Origin of the sequence: Streptomyces sp. NPDC048639, from assembly GCF_043199075.1 — a bacterium.
Classification (GTDB): Bacteria; Actinomycetota; Actinomycetes; order Streptomycetales; family Streptomycetaceae; genus Streptomyces.
In genome coordinates this window covers 14,833-38,114 of sequence record NZ_JBICVP010000007.1, presented here as the reverse complement: position 1 = coordinate 38,114, position 23,282 = coordinate 14,833, and the positions used below count along the sequence as shown (strand labels likewise).

19 protein-coding genes and 1 pseudogene are annotated in these 23,282 nt (G+C 71.4%); 10 read left to right on the top strand and 10 right to left on the bottom strand.

Going from position 1 to position 23,282, the window contains the following annotated elements; translation table 11 throughout:
* The first annotated feature begins 951 nt into the window (after nucleotides 1-951).
* Nucleotides 952-1,731, top strand: coding sequence for a M23 family metallopeptidase (locus ACGFNH_RS20055; RefSeq protein WP_393655502.1), 780 nt, complete (start codon nucleotides 952-954; stop codon nucleotides 1,729-1,731).
* Between the two features lie 15 nt (nucleotides 1,732-1,746).
* On the opposite strand, the gene ACGFNH_RS20050 is transcribed toward ACGFNH_RS20055, so the two are convergent.
* A complete protein-coding gene (locus ACGFNH_RS20050; protein WP_393655500.1) occupies nucleotides 1,747-2,325 on the bottom strand; it encodes a TetR/AcrR family transcriptional regulator in 579 nt (192 codons plus the stop codon).
* A gap of 137 nt (nucleotides 2,326-2,462) precedes the next feature.
* On the opposite strand from ACGFNH_RS20050, the gene ACGFNH_RS20045 reads away from it, so the two are divergent.
* The 3 genes from ACGFNH_RS20045 to ACGFNH_RS20035 all read left to right on the top strand — a co-directional run bounded on the left by ACGFNH_RS20045 (nucleotide 2,463) and on the right by ACGFNH_RS20035 (nucleotide 5,300).
* On the top strand, nucleotides 2,463-4,157 hold the full coding sequence (locus ACGFNH_RS20045; protein ID WP_393655498.1) for an MDR family MFS transporter: 1,695 nt from the start codon (nucleotides 2,463-2,465) through the stop codon (nucleotides 4,155-4,157).
* Nucleotides 4,158-4,276: 119 nt separating this feature from the next.
* Nucleotides 4,277-4,768, top strand: coding sequence for a helix-turn-helix transcriptional regulator (locus ACGFNH_RS20040; RefSeq protein ID WP_393656138.1), 492 nt, complete (start codon nucleotides 4,277-4,279; stop codon nucleotides 4,766-4,768).
* Between the two features lie 88 nt (nucleotides 4,769-4,856).
* The gene (locus ACGFNH_RS20035) at nucleotides 4,857-5,300 is read left to right on the top strand and encodes a VOC family protein (protein ID WP_393655497.1); all 444 of its coding nucleotides are present in this window, start codon (nucleotides 4,857-4,859) and stop codon (nucleotides 5,298-5,300) included.
* A 105-nt stretch (nucleotides 5,301-5,405) separates the two neighbouring features.
* Here ACGFNH_RS20035 and cseC read toward each other — a convergent pair whose 3' ends face one another.
* The 6 genes and pseudogenes from cseC to ACGFNH_RS20005 form a co-directional block, all read right to left on the bottom strand.
* Nucleotides 5,406-6,761, bottom strand: a complete 1,356-nt coding sequence (gene cseC / locus ACGFNH_RS20030; RefSeq protein ID WP_393655495.1) for a two-component system sensor histidine kinase CseC — start codon at nucleotides 6,759-6,761, stop codon at nucleotides 5,406-5,408.
* Nucleotides 6,762-6,773: 12 nt separating this feature from the next.
* Nucleotides 6,774-7,484, bottom strand: a complete 711-nt coding sequence (gene cseB / locus ACGFNH_RS20025; RefSeq protein WP_393655493.1) for a two-component system response regulator CseB — start codon at nucleotides 7,482-7,484, stop codon at nucleotides 6,774-6,776.
* A 9-nt stretch (nucleotides 7,485-7,493) separates the two neighbouring features.
* Entirely contained in the window at nucleotides 7,494-8,144 is a 651-nt protein-coding gene (locus ACGFNH_RS20020) for a hypothetical protein (protein WP_393655491.1), read from the bottom strand.
* A complete protein-coding gene (locus ACGFNH_RS20015; RefSeq protein ID WP_393655489.1) occupies nucleotides 8,132-8,689 on the bottom strand; it encodes a SigE family RNA polymerase sigma factor in 558 nt (185 codons plus the stop codon). The genes ACGFNH_RS20020 and ACGFNH_RS20015 overlap by 13 nt, the downstream gene beginning before the upstream one ends.
* A gap of 521 nt (nucleotides 8,690-9,210) precedes the next feature.
* Nucleotides 9,211-10,140, bottom strand: a complete 930-nt coding sequence (locus tag ACGFNH_RS20010; RefSeq protein WP_393655487.1) for an A/G-specific adenine glycosylase — start codon at nucleotides 10,138-10,140, stop codon at nucleotides 9,211-9,213.
* Nucleotides 10,141-10,776: 636 nt separating this feature from the next.
* Nucleotides 10,777-11,440 (bottom strand): annotated as a pseudogene (locus tag ACGFNH_RS20005) (ATP-binding protein).
* 246 nt (nucleotides 11,441-11,686) lie between these two features.
* On the opposite strand from ACGFNH_RS20005, the gene ACGFNH_RS20000 reads away from it, so the two are divergent.
* Complete coding sequence (locus ACGFNH_RS20000; protein WP_393655485.1) at nucleotides 11,687-12,472, top strand: hypothetical protein; 786 nt, start codon at nucleotides 11,687-11,689, stop codon at nucleotides 12,470-12,472.
* Between the two features lie 125 nt (nucleotides 12,473-12,597).
* Here ACGFNH_RS20000 and disA read toward each other — a convergent pair whose 3' ends face one another.
* Together disA and radA are read right to left on the bottom strand one after the other, a co-directional pair.
* Nucleotides 12,598-13,713, bottom strand: a complete 1,116-nt coding sequence (disA, locus tag ACGFNH_RS19995) for a DNA integrity scanning diadenylate cyclase DisA (RefSeq protein ID WP_393655483.1) — start codon at nucleotides 13,711-13,713, stop codon at nucleotides 12,598-12,600.
* A gap of 82 nt (nucleotides 13,714-13,795) precedes the next feature.
* Nucleotides 13,796-15,211: a DNA repair protein RadA gene (radA, locus tag ACGFNH_RS19990; RefSeq protein WP_393655481.1), complete on the bottom strand. Its 1,416-nt coding sequence runs from the start codon at nucleotides 15,209-15,211 to the stop codon at nucleotides 13,796-13,798.
* 245 nt (nucleotides 15,212-15,456) lie between these two features.
* Between radA and ACGFNH_RS19985 the strand changes: the two genes are divergently transcribed.
* Nucleotides 15,457-17,100 carry a sigma-70 family RNA polymerase sigma factor gene (locus ACGFNH_RS19985; protein WP_393656137.1) on the top strand — a complete coding sequence of 548 codons (1,644 nt, stop codon included), beginning with the start codon at nucleotides 15,457-15,459 and terminating at the stop codon, nucleotides 17,098-17,100.
* A 513-nt stretch (nucleotides 17,101-17,613) separates the two neighbouring features.
* On the opposite strand, the gene ACGFNH_RS19980 is transcribed toward ACGFNH_RS19985, so the two are convergent.
* Nucleotides 17,614-18,588, bottom strand: a complete 975-nt coding sequence (locus ACGFNH_RS19980) for a hypothetical protein (protein ID WP_393655479.1) — start codon at nucleotides 18,586-18,588, stop codon at nucleotides 17,614-17,616.
* A 65-nt stretch (nucleotides 18,589-18,653) separates the two neighbouring features.
* On the opposite strand from ACGFNH_RS19980, the gene ACGFNH_RS19975 reads away from it, so the two are divergent.
* The 4 genes from ACGFNH_RS19975 to ilvD all read left to right on the top strand — a co-directional run bounded on the left by ACGFNH_RS19975 (nucleotide 18,654) and on the right by ilvD (nucleotide 23,248).
* A complete protein-coding gene (locus ACGFNH_RS19975) occupies nucleotides 18,654-19,586 on the top strand; it encodes a Ppx/GppA family phosphatase (protein WP_393655477.1) in 933 nt (310 codons plus the stop codon).
* A gap of 93 nt (nucleotides 19,587-19,679) precedes the next feature.
* Complete coding sequence (locus tag ACGFNH_RS19970; RefSeq protein WP_393655475.1) at nucleotides 19,680-20,504, top strand: sugar phosphate isomerase/epimerase family protein; 825 nt, start codon at nucleotides 19,680-19,682, stop codon at nucleotides 20,502-20,504.
* A gap of 5 nt (nucleotides 20,505-20,509) precedes the next feature.
* Nucleotides 20,510-21,118 (top strand): TetR family transcriptional regulator, encoded by a 609-nt coding sequence (locus tag ACGFNH_RS19965; RefSeq protein ID WP_393656135.1) that lies wholly within the window; start codon nucleotides 20,510-20,512, stop codon nucleotides 21,116-21,118.
* 288 nt (nucleotides 21,119-21,406) lie between these two features.
* The gene (gene ilvD, locus ACGFNH_RS19960) at nucleotides 21,407-23,248 is read left to right on the top strand and encodes a dihydroxy-acid dehydratase (protein ID WP_393655474.1); all 1,842 of its coding nucleotides are present in this window, start codon (nucleotides 21,407-21,409) and stop codon (nucleotides 23,246-23,248) included.
* Nucleotides 23,249-23,282: the final 34 nt, after the last annotated feature.

Sequence of the window (23,282 nt, the reverse complement as noted above, 5' to 3'; positions counted from 1 at the left end):
GCGACCGCCATCCGGACGACGTCCTCCCACTGGTCGTCGGCGGCCTGTTGGGCGAAGAGGCCGAAGTCCCCCTCGTCCACGGCTGTCCGCGCGCCCAGGAAGTCCTCGAAGGTGTGGTGGGCGAAGTCCACAGTGCCCGGGGTCGGTGATGTCCCGTTCGCGGTCGCGCCGGATCAGGGGCATGGAGAGGGCGGCGCCGTAGAGCTCCCTGCGCCCCTGCGGGAGGTAGCCGAGGCGGTCGCGGTGGAGGGCGCAGATCAGGCCGCACATGAGGGGGTCGGTGGCGAGGTGGCCGAGATCCGGCTTGGTGCGGACCGCGGTGAGGAGTCACGAACAGCTTCTTGACCAGCGGTGCTACGGCGCTCAAGGCCAGTCCGAACGCCGATGACTGCGGGATCCACGTCCCGGGCTCCGGCGGCAGTGGCGCGTGCCGCGGCGGTGCGCAGCACGGCGTGGTCGGCGGAGCGTGCACGCCACGTGGCACAGCGTAGGGGGAGCGGTCGTGCGATGCAGCCGGATCTTGCGCGCCGAACCCTGCCTCGAACCCCTGAAGGGCGACCGTAATGTCCCTTTTAGTCTCGGCGGCTCGTGATGTGTCGCACGTGGCCTGGCTCACTTACTAGGCGAAATAGGGGCTTATCCGCGGCAGAATGTCCGATTTGCCCACCAGGGTCACAAACGATCCGCCTCTGCCGGACCTCGCCCGCCTTGGTTTCCCAGGGAGTCGCGCCCTGAGCTTACGGGGTCAAGGCGATGGCCTTCATCTCCTCCAAGTATCCGAGGGCGCCCCCGGCTCGGTCGAGCGCCCGTACGGCTTGTGGATTCGACCCCCTTTGCTACGGCTTTCGCTAGTAGGAGGGCTGCTTGGCAGCTCCGAGAACGCGGGTTACCAAGGTGGGGCGATCCCGGACGCACCGCCGGGATTCATTCACTTCTTGGAGGAAAGCCCGTATGACGAAGCACGACCAGAAGACCGCCACCACGAGCAAGAACGTCCTTCGCCGCCGCGCCGCCGTTCTGGCCGTGGGCACGGGAGCCTCGCTCGTTCTGGGGACTGGGGTCGCGCTCGCCGCCGCGGGCGGCTCGGCGCCCCAGGGGGGCGAGCTGTTCGCCCTGAACACCGCCAATTCCCTCTCCAAGGCCGTCCACGGCCAGGCCGATGGCCAGAAGAAGGCCGCGGACACCAAGGTGAAGGCCGCTGCCGCCGCCAAGGCCAAGGCCGCCAAGGCCGCGAAGGCCAAGGCCGACGCCGCCAAGCGCGCTGCCGACAAGGCCGCCGCCGACCGTAAGAAGCGTGCCGTGCTCAAGGCCGCCCCGCCGAAGCCGGCCTCCTGGGTCAAGCCGGTCGACCAGTACACCAAGGGCTCGACCTTCGGTCTCGGCGGCTCGATGTGGTCCAACAAGCACTCCGGCCAGGACCTCGTCGTGCCGACCGGCACCCCGGTGAAGGCCGCCCATGGCGGCACCATCGTCGAGGCGGGCTGGGGCGGCTCGTACGGCAACAACATCGTGATCAAGCACGGCGACCGTACGTACACCCAGTACGGCCACCTGTCGCAGCTCGGTGTGTCCCCCGGGCAGACCGTGAAGACCGGCCAGGTCATAGGCAAGTCGGGCAGCACCGGCAACTCGACCGGCCCGCACCTGCACTTCGAGACCCGTACGGCTCCGGTCTACGGGCACGCGATCGAGCCGCTCAAGTTCATGCGCGGCCACGGCGTCGGCCTGTAAGCAGGGCTTCGCGCGCTACGACTGCGGGTGATGCGCTGACGTCACCATCTCCAGGGCGACCTCGAGGACGGCATCCTGCTTGTCCTCGGGGTCGCCTTCGATGTCCCGCAGCGCGAACATCCCGGCGTGGATGGTGAACAGGGCGCTGACCCCGCGGACGCGGTCGGTCAGCGTCCAGTCGTCTTCCTTGATCAGGTCGAACATCGAGAACATGCGCTCCTTGAAGCGCTCGCCGATGCTCAGCTCGCGGACCGTCGCCTGGTTCTCCTGGATGAAGCGGAAGAGCGGGGCGGCGTCGTGCAGCGCGGCGCTGTAGCGGCGCACCAGCTCCTGCTTGGTCTCCAGGGTGCGGGGCTGCTGCCGTCCCCATTCGATCAGCTCGTCCAGCGGCCGGCAGCCGTCGTCGAAGACGCTGATGATCAGGTCTTCCTTGGACTTGAAGTGGTAGTACAGCGCCGCCTTCGTGACCTGGAGGTGCTCGGCGATCTCGCGCAGCGAGGTCTTCTCGTAGCCGCGCTCGGCGAAGAGCGACAGGGCGACGTGCTGGATGCGCTGGCGGGTGTCGCCGCGGCTCGCCCGTGCTGTGCTGCCCATGGTGCTGCTCTCCTGCGCTCATTCCGGTGGCCGGACCCGCCGCGGACGTCAAACTTACTTGACGACCGGCTAGTTGCCGATCTAACTTCTCCGAGTGTAGCCACTAGCCGGTCGGCAAGTAAGCAGGAGTCCACGCCATGTCCCAGTCCCAGTCCACCACCGGAGAACCTCCAGCGGAGACCTCCGGCCCGACGGAAGGTCCGCAGCCGCGCAGCGTCCGGGTCGTCCTGCTCGCGCTCATGATCGCGATGCTGCTCGCCATGCTCGACAACATGATCGTCGGCACCGCCATGCCCACGATCGTCGGCGAACTCGGCGGGCTGGAGCATCTCTCCTGGGTCGTCACGTCGTACACCCTCGCCACCGCGGCCTCCACGCCCATCTGGGGCAAGCTCGGCGACATGTACGGCCGCAAGGGCATCTTCCTGTCCTCGATCGTGGTCTTCCTGCTCGGCTCCGCGCTCTCGGGCATGTCCCAGACGATGGCGCAGCTCATCGGCTTCCGCGCCGTCCAGGGGCTCGGTGCCGGCGGTCTGATGGTCGGCGTGATGGCGATCATCGGCGACCTCATACCGCCCCGGGAGCGCGGCCGGTACCAGGGCATGATGGTCGGCGTCATGGCCCTCGCCATGATCGGCGGGCCACTGGTCGGCGGCACCATCACCGACCACCTCGGCTGGCGCTGGAGCTTCTACATCAACCTGCCGCTCGGCGCCGTCGCCCTGATCATGGTGACCGCCGTCCTGCACTTGCCGAAGAAGCGCATGCAGGGCCGCATCGACTACCTCGGGGCCACGCTGCTCACGGTCGCGATCACGGCCATGGTGCTGGTCACGACCTGGGGCGGTACGGAGTACGCCTGGGGCTCGGCCATGATCGTCGGGCTCTCGGTCGGGGCCGTCGCCGCCCTCGCCGTCTTCCTCGTCGTCGAGCGCAGGGCGTCGGCTCCCGTCCTCCCGCTGGGCATCTTCCGCAACGCCAACTTCTCGCTGATCACCCTGATCGGCTTCCTCGTCGGCTTCGTGATGTTCGGCGCGATGACGTTCCTGCCGCTGTTCCAGCAGACCGTGCAGGGCGCCTCCGCCACCAACTCCGGCCTCCTGCTGCTGCCCATGCTGCTGGCGATGATGGCCGTCTCCCTGATCGCGGGCCGGGTCACCACCCAGACCGGCAAGTACAAGATCTTCCCGATCATCGGCAGTGCCCTGATCGTCGCCGGGCTCTTCCTGCTGGCCCAGATGGACACCGGGACCACCCGCTTCACCTCGGGCGTCTACATGGCGGTGCTCGGTGCCGGCATGGGCTTCCTGATGCAGATCACGATGCTCGTGGCACAGAACAGCGTGGAGATGAAGGACATGGGGGTCGCCTCGTCCACCTCCACCCTCTTCCGTACGATCGGCGGCTCCTTCGGCGTCTCGATCATGGGCGCCCTGTTCACCCACCGGGTGCAGGACGTGATGGCCGAGCGGGGCGGCTCGGCCGCCTCCGGCCTGGCGTCGGGCACGGCCCAGCTCGACGCGGCGAGCCTGGCGAAGCTGCCGGACGCGGTGCGCGAGGCGTACCAGCACGCGGTCGCGGGCGGTACGCAGACCGTGTTCATGGTCGGCGCGGTCATCGCCGTGATCGGGTTCTTGGCCTCGTGGTTCATCAAGGAGGTGCCGCTCCGGGGCGCCGGTCCCGAGCCGGGCGCCGCGGAGGGCGAGAAGCCGGGCGGTGCCGCGGGCGAGAAGCCGGGCGTGAACGCGGACGCCGCGGTCGCGCAGGGCGGGAACCAGGGCACTGCAGGGCAGGAGCCGTTGTCAGTGGGGCGTGCCAGCATCGACACATGACCACACCGCCGGGCTCAAGTGCCGCGGGGTCCGTGCCGGACCCCGCGGCACTTGAGCCCGCGCCTCCCGGCACGGCGCACCTCGCCCATCTGCGGCAGTTGCGCCGTGCCAAGGACGCCATGGACCGCGACTGGGCCGAGCCGCTCGACCTGGACGCGGTCGCGGCGTATGCGGGCTATTCGCGTTTCCACTTCGTCCGCGCCTTCAAGGCGGTCTACGGACAGACACCCGGCCAGTACCTCAGCCGCCGCCGCATCGAGCGCGCGGAGGAACTGCTGCGCACGGCCGACCTGTCGGTCACCGAGATCTGCACGCTGGTCGGGTTCAGCAGCCTCGGCACCTTCTCCACGGGCTTCAAGAAGCAGACGGGCCTGACCCCAGGCGAGTACCGCAGGAAGCATGTGGGCCGCGGCGCGGCTCTCATACCGGGGTGCTATGCACTGCTGTGGTCCGGCGGCTTCAAGGGTCTGGAGGAGCGGGGCCCGCGGCAGAGCGGGGACAGCGGGGGCCGGGATCGTACGGAAGGCCAGGACCGGGACCGTGCGGACGGGCAGGACGGGGACCGTGCGGACGGTTGCGAGAAGGACCGCAATTCTGGAGAAGCGCTGTGACGGTCCCGCTGCCTACGGTGGCGGCACGGGGGCGGACAGCGGCCCTCGCCCCGTCCCACCACACCTTCAGGAACACGCGGAGCGCGCCATGATCAAGGGAATCGCCATCACCACCGTCTGGGTCCTCGACCAGGACCGGGCCAAGGAGTTCTACACCGAGAAGCTCGGCCTCGAGGTCCGGACGGACATGACCCTGGGCGAGGGCGGCATGCGCTGGCTCACCGTCGGCGCCAAGAACCAGCCGGACGTCGAACTCACGCTGATGGTGCCCGGCCCGCCCGGTCTCGACCCCGAGTCCGCCGAGGCCGTCAGGACGCTGATCTCCAAGGGCGTCCTGGGCGCCGGTGTGCTGGTCACCGACGACGTCCACGCGGACTACGAGACGCTGAAGGCGCGGGGCGTGGAGTTTCTGCAGGAGCCGCAGGAGCGCCCGTACGGGATCGAGGCGATCTTCCGTGACGACTCGGGCAACTGGTTCTCGTTCACCCAGCGCAGCGAGCAACTGGACCTGGACAAGGACTGGACCTGCTGAGGGGCCGGCTGAGCCAACAGCCGAGGGGCCTGCCGCGGCCCGCCGGGGTGTTGCGGGAGGCAGCCGGGCGGGAGACAGGCGCGAGGCTCGATGCCTCATGTGCCCTCAAGCTCTGCGCCGCGCCTGAGGATTGATGATCGGGATGCTGCCGGTGTCCGTCGGCGCGGACTCCGGCAGCCACAGCACGGCGATGGCGCCCCCGTCCTTTCGGGGAGCGGTCCCGTCGCCGCCGTCGCCGCCCGTCTGAGGCGCAGCGTTGCGGAACGTGAGGCGTGCCCCCAGCACCCGCGCCTGACCCGCCGCGATGGTCAGCCCCAGACCGTGCCCGAGCCCGGCCCGGTCGTCGCGGCCCGTGCGGAACCGGCTGGGGCCGTCGGCCAGCAGCTTCGCGGGGAAGCCCGGCCCATGGTCGCGTACGCGCAGCACGCGCCCGTCGATCGTGACGACGACCGGCGGCTTGCCGTGCCGGGCGGCGTTCGCGAGGAGATTGCCCAGGATCCGTTCGAGCCGCCGCGGGTCGGTGTGCGCGATGGCGTCGCGCACGACCCGTACGGAGGCCTCCGGGGCGAAGACCCGGACCCGGCGGGTCACGAACTCGCCCAGCGTGATCTCCTGCAGCTCCGCCCGCTCGGTGGTGCTGTCGAGGCGGGCCACCTCGAGGACGTCCTCGACGAGGGTGCGCATGGCCTGCGCCCGGTCCCGTACGAGTTCGGTGGGGCGGCCCGGCGGCAGCAGTTCGGCCGCGGTGAGCAGCCCGGTCACCGGGGTGCGCAGTTCATGGGCGATGTCGGCGGTCACGCGGCGCTCGGCCTCGAGCCGCTGCTGCAGCGCGTCGGCCATCGCGTCCACGGCCCGCGCCAGGTCGTCGGTCTCGTCCCGGACCCGGCCCCCGATCGCGTCGCGGACCCGGACGCCGGTGTCGCCTTCGGTGATCTTGCCGGCGGCGGTGGCGGCCTTGCGCAGCCGCCTGGAGAGCCTCCCGCCGATGAGCACGCCCAGCGCGCAGCCGCCCAGGACGACGGCGGCCGAGCCGATCAGCAGCGTTTTGTCGAGGTCGGCGAGGACGGCGTACCGCTTTTCGAAGTTGGAGTGGATCGACAGCACCTTGCCGTCGGACAATTGGACGGCGGCCCAGATCTCCGGTGCCCCCTCGCCCGCGTCCTTCAGGTAGGTGGCGCGCTGCCCGTCCTCCACCGCGTCCCTGAGGGCGCCGGGCAGAGCGGGATCGTTGACCTTGGAGTCGAACAGGGGCCGGTCGGGGTTCTTCCCGGGGTTCCTCTCGTAGACCCGCTGCGCGGCGCTGATGTTCCCGTCGAGAACATCGCGGTTGCCGTCGAGCATCGAGAGCCGCGCGGCGTTGTGCACGACCAGGCTGAGCACGATGGCCACGAGTGTGCTCACCGCGGCGATGGCGATGCTCAGTTTCCACCGGATGCCGGTGCGCAGGGACAGCGTTACCACGAGTGCGTCCGTTCAGCCCTTGAGTTTGTAGCCGAAGCCGCGGACCGTCTCCAGACGGTCCTGACCGATCTTCGCGCGGAGACGCTGTACATGGACGTCCACGACGCGGGTGTCGCCGCCCCAGCCGTAGTCCCAGACCCGCTCCAGCAGCCGGTCCCTGGACAGTACGGTGCCGGGCGCGGCCGAGAACTCCAGCAGCAGCCGCATCTCGGTCGGGGTCAGGGCGACGGGGTCGCCTCCTTTGCGGACCTCCATCCCCTCCGTGTCGATTTCCAGGTCGCCGAAGCGGAGCGGTTCGCCGTCGTCTCCCGTGCCGTCCCCGTCGGCGGAGGCACCGTTGTGCGCGCCGCCGGCGTTGCCGAAGCGGCGCAGCACCGCGCGAATACGGGCCATGAGCACGGCGCCGTCGAAGGGCTTGGTCACGTAGTCGTCCGCGCCGGCCTCCAGGCCCAACACCACGTCGATGGAGTCGGCACGCGCCGAGAGCATGATGACGGGGACGGTCGATTCGTCACGGATCCTGCGGCACAGGCTGACGCCGTCCATCCCCGGGACCATCACGTCCAGCAGTGCGATGTCCGGGGGGTCCGCGCGGAACCGCTCCAGCGCCTCCAGCCCGTCCGGCACCGCCGTGACGGCGAACCCGTCCCGCTCCAGCGCCAGTTGGGTCGCTTCGCGGATGACGTCGTCGTCCTCGACGAAGAGCACATGAGTCTCTGCCATCTGGTGCTGTCAGCCCTCCTCGGGGGCGTCGGTCGGATCGGCGCCGTCGACCGTCCTGCTGAAGTCGTTGTGTGTGCGGTCTTCCTCGTCGAACTTCGCGCCGTTCCAGTGGTACGTGATCACGTCCTCGCCCGACGGGGAGTCCACCGAGTCCCCCGCCCCGTAGACCTGCCGGGTGACCTCGAGGTCACCCCGGGTGATCTCGCCGTAGACCGGCGGCTGCTCGTTGGCGAAGACGGCCTCGTAGCGCTTGCTCGCCCCGTCGCGGCGGTAGACGTACGTCCCGACCCCGATGGCGTCGGAGCACGTCAGGACATTCACGACGACATCGGGTGCGCTGCTCCCCGTGAGGTTGCCGTAGGAAACGTCGACGGGGTACTCGTCGTCCGATCCGCAGGGCTCGAGCCCCTTGCGGACCGTGTTGCTCACCATGCGGTCCCGCTTGAGCAGGGCGACGGCGTTGACCTTGGGCGGCTTCGTGGCCTTGGGGGAGTCACTGGCGTCGGAGACGGGCGCGGGCGGGGTCTTCGTGTGGGCGGGGCCCTCGGTGCGTACGCCTTCGGCCCCTGTGGCGCATCCGCCCAGCACGAGGCCGACGGCGGCCGCGCCCGCGACCGCCGTACCGGCTTTGGAAAGTTCAGCCCTGGTCAGGCCGCGCACTGCTCGGGCCCCCGCTTCTCTTCATGTTCCGTCTCCCGGGCACTCAGCTCACGGCTCTCCAGCTCCTGGCGCAGCCGGGCGAGCGCCCGGTGCAGCGTGCTCTTCACGGTTCCGGTGGACATGCCCAGGGCCGCCGCCGTCTCCTCCGTGCTCATCTGCTCCCAGTGTCGCAGGACGACGACACTGCGCTGCTTGGGGGCGAGAACGCTCAGTATGTCCATGAGCAGGGCGCGGTCGGCGCGCTGCTCGGTGCCGTCCTCGACGGCGGCCTCGGGCAGCTGCTCCGTGGGGACCTCGTCCAGCTTCCTGGCGCGCCACCACTCCGTACGCGTGTTGATCATCACCCGGCGCAGATAGGCGTCCGCGAGGGACTTGTCGGCTATACCGTCCCAGCGTCCGTAGGTCCTGACAAGAGCGGTCTGCAGCAGATCCTGCGCCTCGACCGGGTCCGGAACCAGCCGCCGAGCGCTCCGCAGCAGTGCCTCCTGCCGGGTCCTCACGTACTCCTCGAACTCCAGGACCTTGCCGACCTCGCTGCTCGCCATTCTCGACCGCCTCCGTTCCGCACATCCGCCCGTTTCTTCGCCGGTCTTCCCGGCACGGGAATGAAGCTACGGAGGGGCTGTAACGGAGCAGTCCGTACTGACGCTCGGGTGGCGCACGGCTATCCGTCGGTTGTGTAACAACGTCACGCCGCGTGGTGTGCCAACCATGCGAAATCAGGACAGAGCAATGCCAATTGACTGCGGTGAACAGTGACGAACAGAGCGTGCTGTGACGGTTGTTGACGGAGGAAGCGTTGGTACGGAGGGTGACGAGCGGTGTGCAGCGGGCTGCGATCCGGGTGTTCCCACGGGCGTTCCGCGGGGCCATTCCCGGTTCGGCGGGACGCTCTTCCGGATCCTTTGGGTCCGCGAGTCCGTGCGTCTCGTGTCCGCGAGTCCGTGCGTCTCGTGTCCGCGAGTCCGTGTGTCTCGTGTCCGCGAGTCCGTGTGTTCGTGTCCGCGGAGAGGTCCGCGGGACATCCCTGCGGATGTCGCGGCGGACGTCTCCGCGGACAAGGCGGTCAGGTCAGCGGGAGCCGGTATCTGCCTCCGCCGAGCGGCTCGACGAGACCGTCGGAGACCAGACCGTCCAGTGCGCGGGCCCGTTGCACCGGCTCGTCCCACACCGCGTCCAGCGCCGTCCGGGGCACGGGTTCGACCGCCTCGCGCAGCACAGCGAGCAGCTTCCCGCGCACCTGGCGGTCCGTGCCCGCGTACGTCTGCGCCCGTCGCGGCGGCCCTTCGTGCGCGGGTGCGCCCGCGATCTGCCATGCGCACCGGTCGGCGATCGGGCAGCGGCCGCACGCGGGGGAGCGCGCGGTGCACACGAGCGCGCCGAGTTCCATCGTGCCCGCGGCCCACGCGGCCGCGGTCCCCTCGTCCTCGGGGAGAAGGGCGCGGGCGAGCCGGCGCTCGGCGGCCGTCGTCGCGGTGGGCGGGTACTGGGTGCCGGTCACCGCGCGGGCGAGCACTCGGCGGACATTGGTGTCCAGGACGGCGTGGCGCTGCCCGTACGCGAAGGAAGCGACGGCCGCCGCGGTGTACTCGCCGATGCCGGGCAGGGCGAGGAGCTTCGCGTGGTCGTGCGGTACTTCGCCACCGTGCCGTTCCGTTATGGCCGAGGCGGCGGCGTGCAGGCGCAGGGCGCGGCGCGGGTACCCGAGCCGCCCCCAGGCGCGTACGGCCTCGCCCGGCGGCTCTTTGGCGAGATCGGCGGGACGCGGCCAGCGCGAGAGCCAGTGCTCATAGACGGGCAGAACCCGGTTGACCGGGGTCTGCTGCAGCATGAACTCGCTGACCATCACGCCCCAGGCACCGGCCTCGGGGCGGCGCCAGGGGAGGTCACGGGCGTGTGCCCGGAACCAGTCGATGACCGGGGTATGGAGCGCGGCGGGCGCCTGCGCGCCCTCGTCCGCCTCCTGCGGGATGCGGTTCGGGGTCGTCGTAGTCATGGCACCTCCGATCCTGACACGAGACCGCTCGCCGACGCGGCCGCTCCGGTGGCACGCGCGTGGCGTCACTCTTCGGTGTCCCTCGCCGCCGCCCGAATTGCCCTGTGCGGGGCGGAATCCGGGTGCACGGCCGCTTCGGCCGGATCGGGTCGTGCGACGGGCGGCCGCGGACGGCTGCCTGCGAGGCTGCGTGTGGACTGGTGCCTGCGGACGGCTGCCTGCGGATAGGGAGCTTGCGGTACGGGCTCCCGTTGCCCCTGTCGCGCGCTCGGCGGCTGTCGACGACCCGGCGGCGTGCCGGCCGGGCGCAGCGCCGTTCCTGCCCGGGCGTGAGGCCACCGGTACGCCGGCCGTACGCGCCCCGCGCCGTACCTCCCGCTCGGGGAGCCGGGGAGCCGGGTCGCCGGACGCCGGCCGCCGCGCGCACCGGGATGGCGCGGGCCGCACTACGGGGACGGCGATCGGCTCTCCCCCGGCTCCACCGCCTCGACGTGCGCAGCTTCGGGCGAAGCACCCCGGACGAGGCTCGTAAGAACGCTCCGGTCGCAGCGGCTCGGCCCCAGCGGCTCGGTCGAATCGGCTGCGGACAAAGCCGTTCGGTCGAAGCGACTCCGTCGAGCACTTCGGCCGAGTGGTTCAGTCGGGCGTTCGGTCGAAGCGGATGTGCCCGACCCTGGTCCACGCCCGGCGCAGCTGCCCGGGAAGCGCGCCGCCCGTGTTCGGGGCGAATGTCGCCCGGCGGAGGCGGCGAGGTGTTCGACGGCTCGCGGGATCGTGAGCTGGTCGGTCCACGCGTGCTCGGCGAACTCGCCGCCCCGCAGCCGCTCCAGGCACAGGTCGAGTTCGCGACGGCGAAGCGGGCGCCGCGCAGCGGCCCGTCCTGCCCGGCGGCACCTCGCACGAGGTGCCCGAATCCCCGCTTGAGCAGCCGTCGCAGCCGCCGCAGCCCTCGTCGTGCGGTCGGGCGAACAGGGCGAAGTGCCGTACGTCATGGCCGCGTTCGCGCAGGTGGCCCACCGTCTCCCGGAAGTACGCCGGGCTCCACGAGCGTTATCGGGGTGATCACGGTGCCGTGGTGCCGGGCGAGGACCAGCACCTCGTACACACCCTGCCGTCAGGCCGGGAGGTCCTGGACGTCTCCGCGCAGCCGCGGCGGCATCAAATGCGGTGCAGGCCGAAGCCGAGGTGCTCGGGGCGCACATGACGCTGCCGGGGAGCCGCCGCTGGATCTCGTGCGCGGTCTGCGTCTTGCCGCCGCCTTCCCGCCGCCGCCGAAGGGGCCGTTGATCCACAGGAGCATGGCCCGACCCATGGGTGCTCCGTGAGGGGGTTCCAAGTCCCTGACACCGCAGGGGAGATCGATGCGGTACATGGTCACGGACCGTACGGATCAGTCCCGTTCGGTCACGGTGAGCGACCGATGCGCAGTCGCGCAAGCGAAACCGGCGGCCCGGACGGGCGGTGCGGGATGATGATCGTCAAAAGTTGGCCGGGATGGCGGCGGGTACTGGCCTGTCCCGACCCCGTTCTCTCGTAAGGTTTCCGCGTGGGATCTCTGCGCAATCCGGTCGGCCCTCTCCCCTCCTCCATCTATTGGCGCCGGAGGGCAGTTGTGCTGTCCGTGATCGCGCTGCTCGCCGTCCTGATTGCCTGGGCCGTCACCAACGGTGGCACCGGTGGTGACGACGGCAAGGGCAATGGCGCCGGCGGCACGGGACCGGCCGAGTCCATCACGCCGGGACCGAACTCCTCCGGCCCCGCCATCTCCGAACGACCGGGCGGCCGAGACGAGTCGGAGGGCGGCGGCAGCGGGCCCGGCGGCAGCGGCGGAGCGGCCGACGGGGGCGAGGACGGCGGCGGCGACGGTGGATCCGGCGGCGCGGGAGGCGGCCCGGGAAGCGGGGGCGACGGAGGCCCCGCGGGAGCGAGCCTGCCCGACTGCGCCCGGGACTCCCTGAAGTTGAGCGTGCGCAGTGTGAAGAACTCCTACGGCACGGACGAGGAACCGAAGTTCGAGATCGTCGCGAAGAACTCCTCCGGCAAGGAGTGCAAGGTGGACTTCGGTTCGAAGGCGGCCGTCGTGAACATCACCTTCGCGGATGACGACGATCCGTTCTGGGCGTCGGACGACTGCCCCGCGAAGAGCGGGCGGATGCTGCTGCGGGTCCCGGCGGAGGGCGAGGCTACGCAGAGCGTCGAGTGGGACCGGAAGCCGAGCGAGCCCAAGTGCGCCACCCCGTCCGCCGGTTCGGCGAAGGCGGGCACGTATCTCGTCGAGGTGAAGGCGGCCGGTTCGACGGCGCGTGTGTCGTTCTCGCTGAAGAAGGACTGAGCTCAAGAAGGACTGAGCTCAAGAAGGACTGAGCTCAAGAAGGACTGACAGGCCCGGCACAGGACGCGGCAGGGCCGACGGACGGGTCGACCGGAAGGCCGGGCCGCCGCCCCTCGGGGACCGACTCAGACGTACCGCTCGAGGATCGAGGACTCAGCGAGCCGCGACAGGCCCTCCCGTACGGACCGGGCGCGCGCCTCGCCCACGCCCTCCACCGTCTGCAGATCGTCCACGCTCGCCGCGAGCAGCTTCTGCAGTCCGCCGAAGTAGTCGACCAAACGCTCGATGACGGTGTTCGGCAGCCGCGGCACCTTCGCGAGGAGTCGGTAACCGCGCGGGGAGACCGCCGAGTCGAGGGCCTCGGGGGAGCCGCTGTAGCCCAGCGCCCGCGCAACGGTGGGGAGTTCGAGCAGTTCGGCGTGCGTGAGCGCGTCGAGATCGAACAGCGCGTCGCCCACCGTACGGGGCCGCCTGGCGGTCGGCTCGGGGACGTAGTCGCGCGCCACCAGCTCGCGCTCCGGCTCGACGCCCGCGATCAGCTCGTCGAGCTGCAGCGAGAGGAGGCGGCCGTCGGTGCCCAGCTCCACCACGTACTCGGCGATCTCGGTGGCGATACGGCGGACCATCTCCAGCCGCTGGGCGACGGCCGACACGTCGCGGACCGTCACCAGGTCCTCGATCTCCAGGGCGGAGAGGGTGCCGGCGACCTCGTCGAGACGCAGCTTGTAGCGCTCGAGGGTGGCCAGGGCCTGGTTGGCGCGGGAGAGGATCGCGGCGGAGTCCTCCAGGACACGGCGCTGCCCGCCCACGTAGAGCGCGATCAGCCGCATCGACTGGCTGACGGAGACGACGGGGAAGCCCGCCTGGATCGAGACGCGCTGGGCGGTGCGGTGCCGGGTCCCGGTCTCCTCGGTCTCGATCGAGGCATCCGGCACGAGCTGCACACCCGCCCGCACGATCTTGGTGATGTCCTTGTCGATGATCAGCGCCCCGTCGAGCTTGCACAGCTCGCGCAGACGGGTCGCGGAGAACTCGACGTCGAGCACGAATCCGCCCGTACACATCGAGTCGACGGTCTTGTCCATGCCGATCACGATGAGACCGCCGGTGTTGCCCCGCAGGACCCGCTCGAGGCCGTCGCGAAGGGCCGTGCCCGGTGCGACCGCGCTCAGCGAGGCACGCATCAGGCCATCGGAGCTCCCGGACTTGCCGGGACCTGCCGTCCGGTCGCTGGCTGCCACTGAACTCCTCCGGTCGCAGATGGGGGGCCCGGTGCGTACGTACGGGCGAGACCAGGGCAAAGTCTACCGGCGGCAGGACCGCTTATGTGGGGCGTCCGGAGTGCGACGCTTCACGGCTCGCCCGCCGGGGCAGAACGCGGAGTGCGTCGCCGACGTCCGCCACCTCGGTGACCTTCATGCCGGCCGGGACCTTACCCGGGTCCGTGGGGACGAGGGCCTGCGTGAAGCCCAGGCGGGCGGCCTCCGCGAGACGCCGCTGCACACCCGTGACCCTTCTCACCTCTCCGGCCAGTCCCACCTCGCCGATGGCGACGAGGTTCTTCGGCAGCGGGGTGTCGCTCGCGGCACTGGCCAGGGCGAGGGCCACGGCCAGGTCCGCGGCGGGCTCGGACAGCTTCACCCCGCCGACCGTGGCGGTGTAGATGTCCCTCTTGCCGAGCTGCGAGATCTTCCCGCGCTGCTCCAGCACCGCCAGCATCATCGAGACGCGGGAGGTCTCCAGGCCCGACGTCGTGCGGCGCGGGGAGGGGATCTGCGAGTCGACGGTCAGGGCCTGGACCTCGGCGACGAGCGGGCGGCGGCCCTCCAGGGTGACGGTCAGACAGGTGCCGGGGACAGGCTCGTCGCGCCGGGTGAGAAAGAGTCCGGACGGGTCGGCCAGACCGGTGATGCCCTCGTCGTGCAACTCGAAGCAGCCGACCTCGTCCGTCGTGCCGTAGCGGTTCTTCACGCCCCTCACGAGACGGAGGCGGGCATGGCGGTCGCCCTCGAAGTGCAGCACGACGTCGACCAGGTGCTCCAGCAGGCGGGGGCCCGCGATGGCCCCGTCCTTGGTGACATGACCCACCAGCAGCGTGGACATCCCCCGCTCCTTGGAGGCGCGGATGAGGGCGCCCGCGACCTCGCGGACCTGGGACATGCCGCCGGGCGCTCCGTCGATCTCGGGCGAGGCGACGGTCTGCACGGAGTCCATGACGAGCAGCGAGGGTTTCACCGAGTCGAGGTGGCCGAGGACCGCGGAGAGATCCGTCTCGGCGGCGAGATAGAGGTGCTCGGACAGGGCGCCGATCCGGTCGGCCCGCAACCGCACCTGGCTCGCGGACTCCTCGCCCGTCACATACAGCGTCCGGTCCTCGTCCGAGGACGCCTTCGCGGCGACGTCCAGCAGCAGTGTGGACTTGCCGACGCCCGGCTCCCCGGCGAGCAGCACCACGGCGCCCGGCACCAGGCCCCCGCCCAGTACCCGGTCCAGTTCGGCGACGCCGGTCGACCGCGCGGTGGCCCGCCGGCCGTCGACCTGGCCGATGGGCACCGCCGCGGAGGTGACGCGGCCCGGCGCCGTCGTGCGGACCGCGGGCGCGCCGAACTCCTCGACCGTGCCCCACGCCTGGCACTCGGGGCACCGCCCGAGCCACTTGGCGGTGGTCCAGCCGCACTCCGTGCAGCGGTAGGAGGGACGGTCCTTGGCGGACGAGCGGGTCGTACGGGCGGCAGCCATGCGGTCACCGTAGCGCCGGGGTCCGACACCAATCCGCGCGCGGTCGCGCGACCGGAGCGCGACCGGAGCGCGATCGGAGCGCGACCCGAGCACGAGACGCCCCACGAACAACCCGCCCTATAGCAGACCGCCGTCATGGCAAGAGGAACGCGTGTCCTCTTTCGAGGGTCATCGTCACCCGTAGGGGTTAAACCTGTCCAAGAGGGGCGAGCGACCCGGCATCATCCGCCTACCGTCGGCGGGTGATGAGCAGCAGGGAGCATCCGACGCACACCACCGGCGCACACCGGGTACACCGTCGTGGGCAGAGCTCCGTGCGGAGCGCCGCACCATCCACGCCGGGCACGGAACAGGAACGGTTCGCCAAGAGCTACGAGCCCTATCTGGACGGCCTGTTCACGTACTGCCTCTCGGTCCTCTGCGAGCACGATGCCGCCACCGCGGTGCTCGGGGAGGTCCTCGCCATCGCGGAGCGCCAGCGCGGCCGCCGCCCGTCCGCGGAGGACGAGCGCAGGCCCTGGCTCTACGCGATGGCCCGCTGGGCATGCCTCCAGCGGCTGGCCGAACAGCACCGCGCCCCCGGTGCTCAGCCCGGTCTGTCCGAGGCCGCCGCCACACAGCGCCGCCGCGAACTGGGCGCCCTCGCCTGGCCGGAGGCCGCCGGCATCACCCCCGAGCAGCGCGAAGCGCTCGAACTGGCCGTCCGCCACCGGCTGAAGACCGAAGAGGTCGCCGCCGTCCTCGGTATGGACCGCGACGCGGCATGCGGCCTGCTCTCCGCCGCCGCCTGCGAAGTGGAGCGCACCCGCGCCGCGCTCGTCGTCGTCGAGCGCGGCAACTGCCCCGTCGTCGCCCGGCTCACCGGTGACAGCCAGGTCCTCCTGGGCACCGCGCTCCGTCGCGAACTGGTGCGCCATGTCGATGACTGCCCCGAGTGCCGCCGTACCGCCGAGCGCGCCACCGTGGGCACGCCCTGGCCCGGCACCACCGCACTGCCCGGCACCCTGCCCGTCCTCGAAGCGCCGCGCGCCTCGGCGTACGCCGGTATGACCCGCGCCCTGCGCGCCCGTGGCGGCAGCGGGCGTGGCGGCCCGCGCTACGACCGCACCGGATACCCGGTCGACCCCAAGGACCGTGTCGCCCGCCGCCGCAGGCTGCGCAGCAGGGCCGTGACCACCACGGTGGTCGCGACCGTGGTCGCCGCGCCCGTCCTCGCCCTGTGGGCGGCCTACCGGGGCGCCCCGATGCTCGGTGAGACGGAGGCGGGGAACCCGGTGGCCGTCGCAGGGGCCGAATCCCCCGACGGCCTCGCAGGCCGCCCGTACGAGAAGGCCGGCAACGCGCGCACGGAACCGGACCCGCGCTTCACCTCCGACCGCCACGACGTGTCGGTGGAGGTCGTCGACGCCAAGGGCGGCCGGCCCCACGACCGCAATCGCGACGTCGCCCGAAGAACGGCGCCGTCGGGCACTTCCTCGTCGTCCCCCGGTCCCAGCCGCCCGACCCACGGCCCGGGGCGGCTCACCGTCTCTGCGCAGCCGAGCGGTGACGGCACCCTCATCACCCTGAGCGCGTCGGGCGGTTCGCCGGTCCACTGGTCGGCCCGCACGGACGCCCCCTGGCTCCAGCTCAGCCGTACGGCCGGGATGCTCAGGCCGGGCGAGTCCGTGACGATCACGGTCTCCGTCGACGAGGCGCGCGAGCCGCAGGGGACCTGGACGGCGCGTGTGGCGATCGATCCGGCCGGCACGGTCGTGGCCATCCAGGGCCACGGAGCGACGCCGGAGCCCACGCCGACCCCGACCGACCCGACGCCGACTCCCACCCCCACGGAGAGCTCGGGTTCCCCGACGCCGACCCAGTCGAACTCCCCCAGCCCCACGAGCTGAACGCGCGCGAACACCACTTCGCCCGCGCGAACGCCCCCTCGACCGGCCAGCGGACGGCGGGGTGGGGCTGCCCTCACCCGCGGAAGGCGCGGGCTCGCCGACCCCGGCCCGAGTCCCGAACTCCCCGAGCCCCGGGGCTGAACGCACACGAGAACGCGGCAGGCCTGTGCCCGCGGGGCGCATGACGTGCTCGGCGTTCCGGGACGGTCGGTCAATGGGGGAGGGGAAAGGGGGCGGACTTCTCCGGCGCTCAGGCGCGGTATGCGAGCGATCCGCACCAGGCCGGCACAGGCGCTGCGAGCGTGCCGGCCCCTACGTCATGCCGCCGGGACGGGGCCTGCCCACCCCGGTCCCGGCACCACGAGGGACCATCCCCCGGCGGCCACGCGAATTCGCCTCCGCCGGGTCAGCCTCCGCCCGGTCCGCTCACGCCGGGTCAGCCTCCGCCCGGTCCGCTCACGCCGGGTCCGCCTACGCCTACGCCGGGTCCGCTCACGCCTACGCCGGGTCCGCTCACGCCTTTGCCGGGTCCGCGGGATGCGGAGCCAGGGGGAGTTCCGCCGCCATCCGCTCCTCGCACAGTTCGACGAGGCGGTCGTACGCGTCCTTCCCCATCAGCTCCGTGAGCTCCGGCCGGTACGAGACGAACACCGGGTCCCCACTCCCGTGCGCCGAGCGCGCACTCGTGCACCACCAGTGCAGGTCGTGGCCGCCGGGCCCCCATCCCCGCCGGTCGTACTCGCCGATGGAGACCACGAGCACCTGGGTGTCGTCCGGCCGCTCCACCCACTCGTACGTCCGCCGGACCGGGAGCTGCCAGCACACGTCGGGCTTCGTCTCCAGCGGTTCGCGGCCTTCCCGCAGCGCCAGGATGTGCAGGGAGCAGCCCGCGCCGCCGCCGAACCCGGGCCGGTTCTGGAAGATGCAGGACCCCTTCCAGCGCCGCGTCTGCCGTTCGCCGTCGTCGTCGGTCTCGATCCAGCCCGACGCGGTTCCGACCTCGTGGAACTGCCAGATGTCGGGCGTGAGTCGGGCCGCGTGCTCCGCGACGCGCTTCTCGTCGTCCTCGTCGGAGAAGTGCGCGCCGAGCGTGCAGCAGCCGTCGTCGGCGCGGCCGGCCTGGATGCCCTCGCAGCCGCTGCCGAAGATGCAGTTCCAGCGGGAGGTCAGCCACGTCAGGTCGCAGCGAAACACCTGCTCCTCGTCGGCGGGGTCGGGGAACTCCACCCAGGCGCGTGCGAAGTCGAGACCCACCTCGTCGGGCCGGGATGCCGACGCCGCGGAGGCCGCCGAGGGAGCCGAAGCCCGCGCCCCCCGCTTCCCGTCCCGCGCAGGCTCCCGCGCCGCCTGCGCGGACTCCTCCGACGACAGCGCGGCCGCCTGTGCTTCCGGCTGCGTGGACTCCCCGTTCCCGGCGGCCTGAGCCGCCCGAGAAGCGCGCCGATTCTTGGCGATTTTGTGCTGCTTGGCCTTTTTGGTCTTTGCCACGCCCCCAGGGTAAGCGCCCCGGGCCCCGTACATGGGTGCTCACCCGCCGCAGTAGCGTGCACCGTATGAGACTCGGTGTCCTCGACGTGGGTTCGAATACGGTTCATCTGCTGGTCGTGGATGCGCACCCCGGTGCGCGCCCCCTCCCCGCCCACTCCCACAAGGCGGAACTGCGGCTGGCCGAACTCCTCGACGAGGACGGCGCGATCGGCCCGGACGGTGTCGGCACGCTGGTCGCCACCGTCCACGACGCTCTTCAGGCCGCCGAGGACAAGGGCGTCGAGGAGGTGCTCCCGTTCGCGACGTCCGCCGTCCGCGAGGCGTCCAACGCCGACGCGGTCCTGGCACGTGTCGCGGAGGAGACCGGCGTCGACCTGACCGTGCTGTCGGGCGAGGAGGAGGCCCGGCTCACATTCCTCGCCGCGCGCCGCTGGTTCGGCTGGTCCGCGGGCCGGCTGCTCGTCCTGGACATCGGCGGCGGCTCGCTGGAGATCGCGTACGGGCTCGACGAGGACCCGGACAAGGCCGTGTCGATGCCGCTGGGCGCGGGCCGCATGACCACCGGCTGGCTGCCGGGGGACCCGCCCGACACCGGTGACGTACGGGCGCTGCGCCGCCATGCGCGGGCCGAGATCGCCCGGACTGTGGGGGAGTTCACACGGCTGGGCGTCCCCGACCATGTGGTGGGGACGTCGAAGACCTTCCGTCAGCTCGCCAGGATCGCGGGCGCGGCTCGCTCCGCGGAGGGGCTGTACGTCCAGCGGAACCTGACCCGCAAGTCTCTGGAGGAGTGGGTGCCGCGGCTGGCCGCGATGACCGCAGAGGAACGCTCTGAGCTGCCAGGAGTCTCCGAGGGGCGGGCGCCTCAGCTCGTCGCGGGGGCCCTGGTGGCGGAGGCCGCGATGGACCTTTTCGGGGTGGAGGAGCTGGAGATCTGCCCCTGGGCCCTGCGCGAGGGTCTGATCCTCCGCCGCCTGGACCACCTGCCGGCGTCCTGACGGGCGGCCCGGCCCTCCGAAGCGCCGCCACGGGGGTCCCACCGCGGCCGGGGCCCCCTTTTGCCTCTCGTGGCACGCCGTACGCTGTCTCCCGTGGCTCAACCAGTGGTGCGCATCCCGGACGCGAAGGTCGCGCTGTCAACCGCCTCCGTGTACCCGGAGTCGACGGCGGCGGCGTTCGAGATCGCCGGGCGGCTGGGCTACGACGGCGTCGAGGTCATGGTGTGGACCGACCCGGTGAGCCAGGACATCGAGGCGCTGCGCCGCCTCTCCGACCACCACGGCGTGCCGGTACTGGCCGTGCACGCGCCCTGTCTGCTGGTCACGCAGCGGGTGTGGTCGACCGACCCGTGGACCAAGCTGCAGCGGGCGCGGGCGGCCGCGGAGAAGCTGGGCGCGTCCACGGTCGTCGTCCACCCGCCCTTCCGGTGGCAGCGCAACTACGCCCGGGACTTCGTCCGAGGCATCTGGCGGATGGCCGGCGAGACGGACGTACGGTTCGCGGTCGAGAACATGTATCCGTGGCGCTACCGCGACCGGGAGATGCTCGCCTACGCACCCGACTGGGACGTCACCAAGGACGACTACCGCCACTTCACGGTCGATCTGTCGCACACGGCGACGGCCCGCTCCGACGCGCTGGCCATGGTCGACCGGATGGGCGACCGGCTTGCGCACATCCATCTCGCCGACGGTTCCGGCTCCGGCAAGGACGAGCATCTGGTGCCGGGGCGCGGCGGCCAGCCGTGCGCCGAGCTGCTGGAGCGGCTGGCGGTCACGGGCTTCTCGGGCCATGTGGTCGTCGAGGTCAACACGCGACGGGCGATGTCCGCGGCCGAGCGCGAGGCCGACCTGGCGGAGGCGCTGGCCTTCACCCGGCTGCATCTCGCCTCGCCCACGGGAGCCGGAAGGCAGTGACCGAAGTGACGGACTCCCCGCGCCGCCGCGGACGCCCGGCCCGTACGGACGCCGGGACCGGCCCGGGTGCGCGGGAGCGCATCCTCGCGGCGGCCCGTACGGAGTTCGCCGCCCACGGCTACGACAAGACCTCCATCCGGGGCATCGCGAAGGCCGCGGACGTGGACCCCGCCCTCGTCCACCACTACTTCGGTACGAAGGAGCAGGTCTTCGGGGCGGCCGTCGAGGTGTCGTTCGAGCCCGCGCTGTTCGTCCCGGACGTACTGGCCGAGGGCAGCGAGGGCGTCGGCGAGCGGCTGGCCCGCTTCTTCTTCGGCGTGTGGGAGAACCCGGTGACCCGCGCCCCCCTCCTGGCCGTGATCCGTTCCGCGCTCACCCATGAAGCCGCGGCCGGCGTTCTGCGGAACTTCGTGCTGCGGAGGCTGCTGGAGCGGGTGGCGGGGGAGTTGCAGGTGCCGGACCCGAAGTTCCGGGCCGAGCTGGCCGCCTCGCAGATGATCGGGATCGCGATGCTGCGGTACGTGGTCAAGGTCGAACCGCTCGCGTCGGCGGACATCGAGGAGATCATCGCGATGGTGGCGCCCACGCTGCAGCGGTATCTGACCGAGTCCTGAGCCGAGTCCTGAGCCGGGTCCTGGGCGGAGCGCCGCACCGCGGGCCGGTGGCCTCGATTCGTCCGCGGACGAATCGCCGTGTCCGCCCTTTCACCCCTCCCGTACCGCACCGCACCGCACCCGCCCCGCCCCGCATCCGGCCCGACCGGAACCGACAGGGCGCGACCAGGGCCGACAGGACCTGACCGAGGAGTGACCCGAAAATCCCGGAATCTGGACAGACTGTCCAGATCTTGGAGCAGGGGCGTAGGCTCGATGGACCATCCGCATGACGAGGAGTGGAGCCCGATGCCCGAGCTGAGGTCCCGCACAGTCACCCATGGCCGCAACATGGCAGGCGCTCGCGCCCTGCTCCGGGCCGCGGGCGTAGAGCGCGAGGACTTCGGCAAGCCGATCATCGCGGTGGCCAACAGCTTCACCGAGTTCGTCCCGGGCCACACCCACCTCCAGCCGGTGGGCCGGATCGTCTCCGACGCGATCAAGGCGGCCGGCGGCATTCCGCGGGAGTTCAACACCATCGCGGTCGACGACGGCATCGCCATGGGGCACGGCGGGATGCTCTACTCGCTGCCCTCGCGCGACCTGATCGCGGACTCCGTCGAGTACATGACGGAGGCGCACTGCGCCGACGCGGTGATCTGCATCTCCAACTGCGACAAGATCACCCCGGGCATGCTCATGGCCGCCATGCGCCTGAACATCCCGGCGGTCTTCGTCTCCGGCGGGCCGATGGAGGCGGGCAAGGCGACTCTGGTCAACGGCACGGTCAGGACCGGCCTGGACCTGATCAGCGCCATGTCGGACGCGGTCAACGAGTCGGTCTCCGACGACGACCTCGCCCGGATCGAGGAGGCCGCCTGTCCGACCTGCGGCTCCTGTTCCGGCATGTTCACCGCCAACTCCATGAACTGCCTGACCGAGGCGATCGGTCTCTCCCTGCCCGGCAACGGCTCGGTCCTGGCGACGCACACCGCGCGCAAGGAGCTGTACGAGGCCGCGGGCCGCAACATCGTCGAGATCACCCGCCGCCACTACGAGCAGGACGACGAGACGGTGCTGCCGCGCTCGGTCGGCTCGCGCGCCGCGTTCGAGAACGCCATGGCCCTCGACATCGCGATGGGCGGCTCCACGAACACGATCCTGCACCTGCTGGCCGCCGCCCAGGAGGCCGAACTCGACTTCACCATGCAGGACATCGACCAGCTCTCCCGGCGGCTCCCCTGCCTGTCGAAGGTCGCGCCCAACGGCACGTACCACATGGAGGACATCCACCGGGCAGGCGGCATCCCCGCCATCCTCGGCGAGCTGTACCGCGGGGGCCTGCTCCGCGAGGACGTGCACACCGTGCACAGCCCCTCGCTCGCCGACTGGCTCAAGCAGTGGGACATCCGCGGCGGTTCGCCGTCGGCCGAGGCCGTGGAAATGTTCCACGCCGCGCCCGGCTGCCGTCGCTCGGCGACGGCGTTCTCCCAGTCCGAGCGCTGGGACTCCCTCGACACCGACGCGGCCGGCGGTTGCATCCGTGACGTCGAGCACGCGTATTCGACCGAGGGCGGCCTCGCCATCCTCTACGGCAACCTGGCCGAGGACGGCTGTGTCGTGAAGACGGCGGGTGTCGAGGAGTCGATCTGGACGTTCGAGGGCCCGGCGGTGGTCGTGGAGTCCCAGGAGGAGGCGGTCGACGCCATCCTCAACAAGCGGGTCAAGGAGGGCGATGTGGTCGTCGTCCGCTACGAAGGCCCCCAGGGCGGCCCGGGCATGCAGGAGATGCTGTACCCGACGTCGTTCCTCAAGGGCCGTGGCCTCGGCGCGAAGTGCGCCCTGATCACCGACGGCCGCTTCTCCGGCGGTACCTCGGGCCTGTCCATCGGCCATGCCTCGCCCGAGGCGGCGTCCGGCGGCACGATCGCGCTCGTCGAGGACGGTGACCCGGTCCGGATCGACATCCCGAACCGCTCGATCGAACTGAAGGTCTCCGACGAGGAGTTGGCGGCCCGGCGCGAGGCGCTGGGCGGCACGTACGCGCCGAAGAACCGCGACCGCAAGGTCTCGCAGGCTCTGCGGGCGTACGCGGCGATGGCGACGAGCGCGGACAAGGGCGCGGTGCGGGACGTCAGCAAGCTCGGCTGATCGGGCGGTCACAGGCTCCGCCCGCTGTTGCGGG

What these genes read in the sequence shown, in the direction of transcription:
- ACGFNH_RS20055 (WP_393655502.1), top strand. Translation starts at nt 952, where the DNA reads ATGACGAAGCACGACCAGAAGACCGCCACCACGAGCAAGAACGTCCTT.
- ACGFNH_RS20050 (WP_393655500.1), bottom strand. Translation starts at nt 2,325, where the DNA reads ATGGGCAGCACAGCACGGGCGAGCCGCGGCGACACCCGCCAGCGCATC.
- ACGFNH_RS20045 (WP_393655498.1), top strand. Translation starts at nt 2,463, where the DNA reads ATGTCCCAGTCCCAGTCCACCACCGGAGAACCTCCAGCGGAGACCTCC.
- ACGFNH_RS20040 (WP_393656138.1), top strand. Translation starts at nt 4,277, where the DNA reads ATGGACCGCGACTGGGCCGAGCCGCTCGACCTGGACGCGGTCGCGGCG.
- ACGFNH_RS20035 (WP_393655497.1), top strand. Translation starts at nt 4,857, where the DNA reads ATGATCAAGGGAATCGCCATCACCACCGTCTGGGTCCTCGACCAGGAC.
- cseB (WP_393655493.1), bottom strand. Translation starts at nt 7,484, where the DNA reads ATGGCAGAGACTCATGTGCTCTTCGTCGAGGACGACGACGTCATCCGC.
- ACGFNH_RS20015 (WP_393655489.1), bottom strand. Translation starts at nt 8,689, where the DNA reads ATGGCGAGCAGCGAGGTCGGCAAGGTCCTGGAGTTCGAGGAGTACGTG.
- ACGFNH_RS20010 (WP_393655487.1), bottom strand. Translation starts at nt 10,140, where the DNA reads ATGACTACGACGACCCCGAACCGCATCCCGCAGGAGGCGGACGAGGGC.
- radA (WP_393655481.1), bottom strand. Translation starts at nt 15,211, where the DNA reads ATGGCTGCCGCCCGTACGACCCGCTCGTCCGCCAAGGACCGTCCCTCC.
- ACGFNH_RS19985 (WP_393656137.1), top strand. Translation starts at nt 15,457, where the DNA reads ATGAGCAGCAGGGAGCATCCGACGCACACCACCGGCGCACACCGGGTA.
- ACGFNH_RS19975 (WP_393655477.1), top strand. Translation starts at nt 18,654, where the DNA reads ATGAGACTCGGTGTCCTCGACGTGGGTTCGAATACGGTTCATCTGCTG.
- ilvD (WP_393655474.1), top strand. Translation starts at nt 21,407, where the DNA reads ATGCCCGAGCTGAGGTCCCGCACAGTCACCCATGGCCGCAACATGGCA.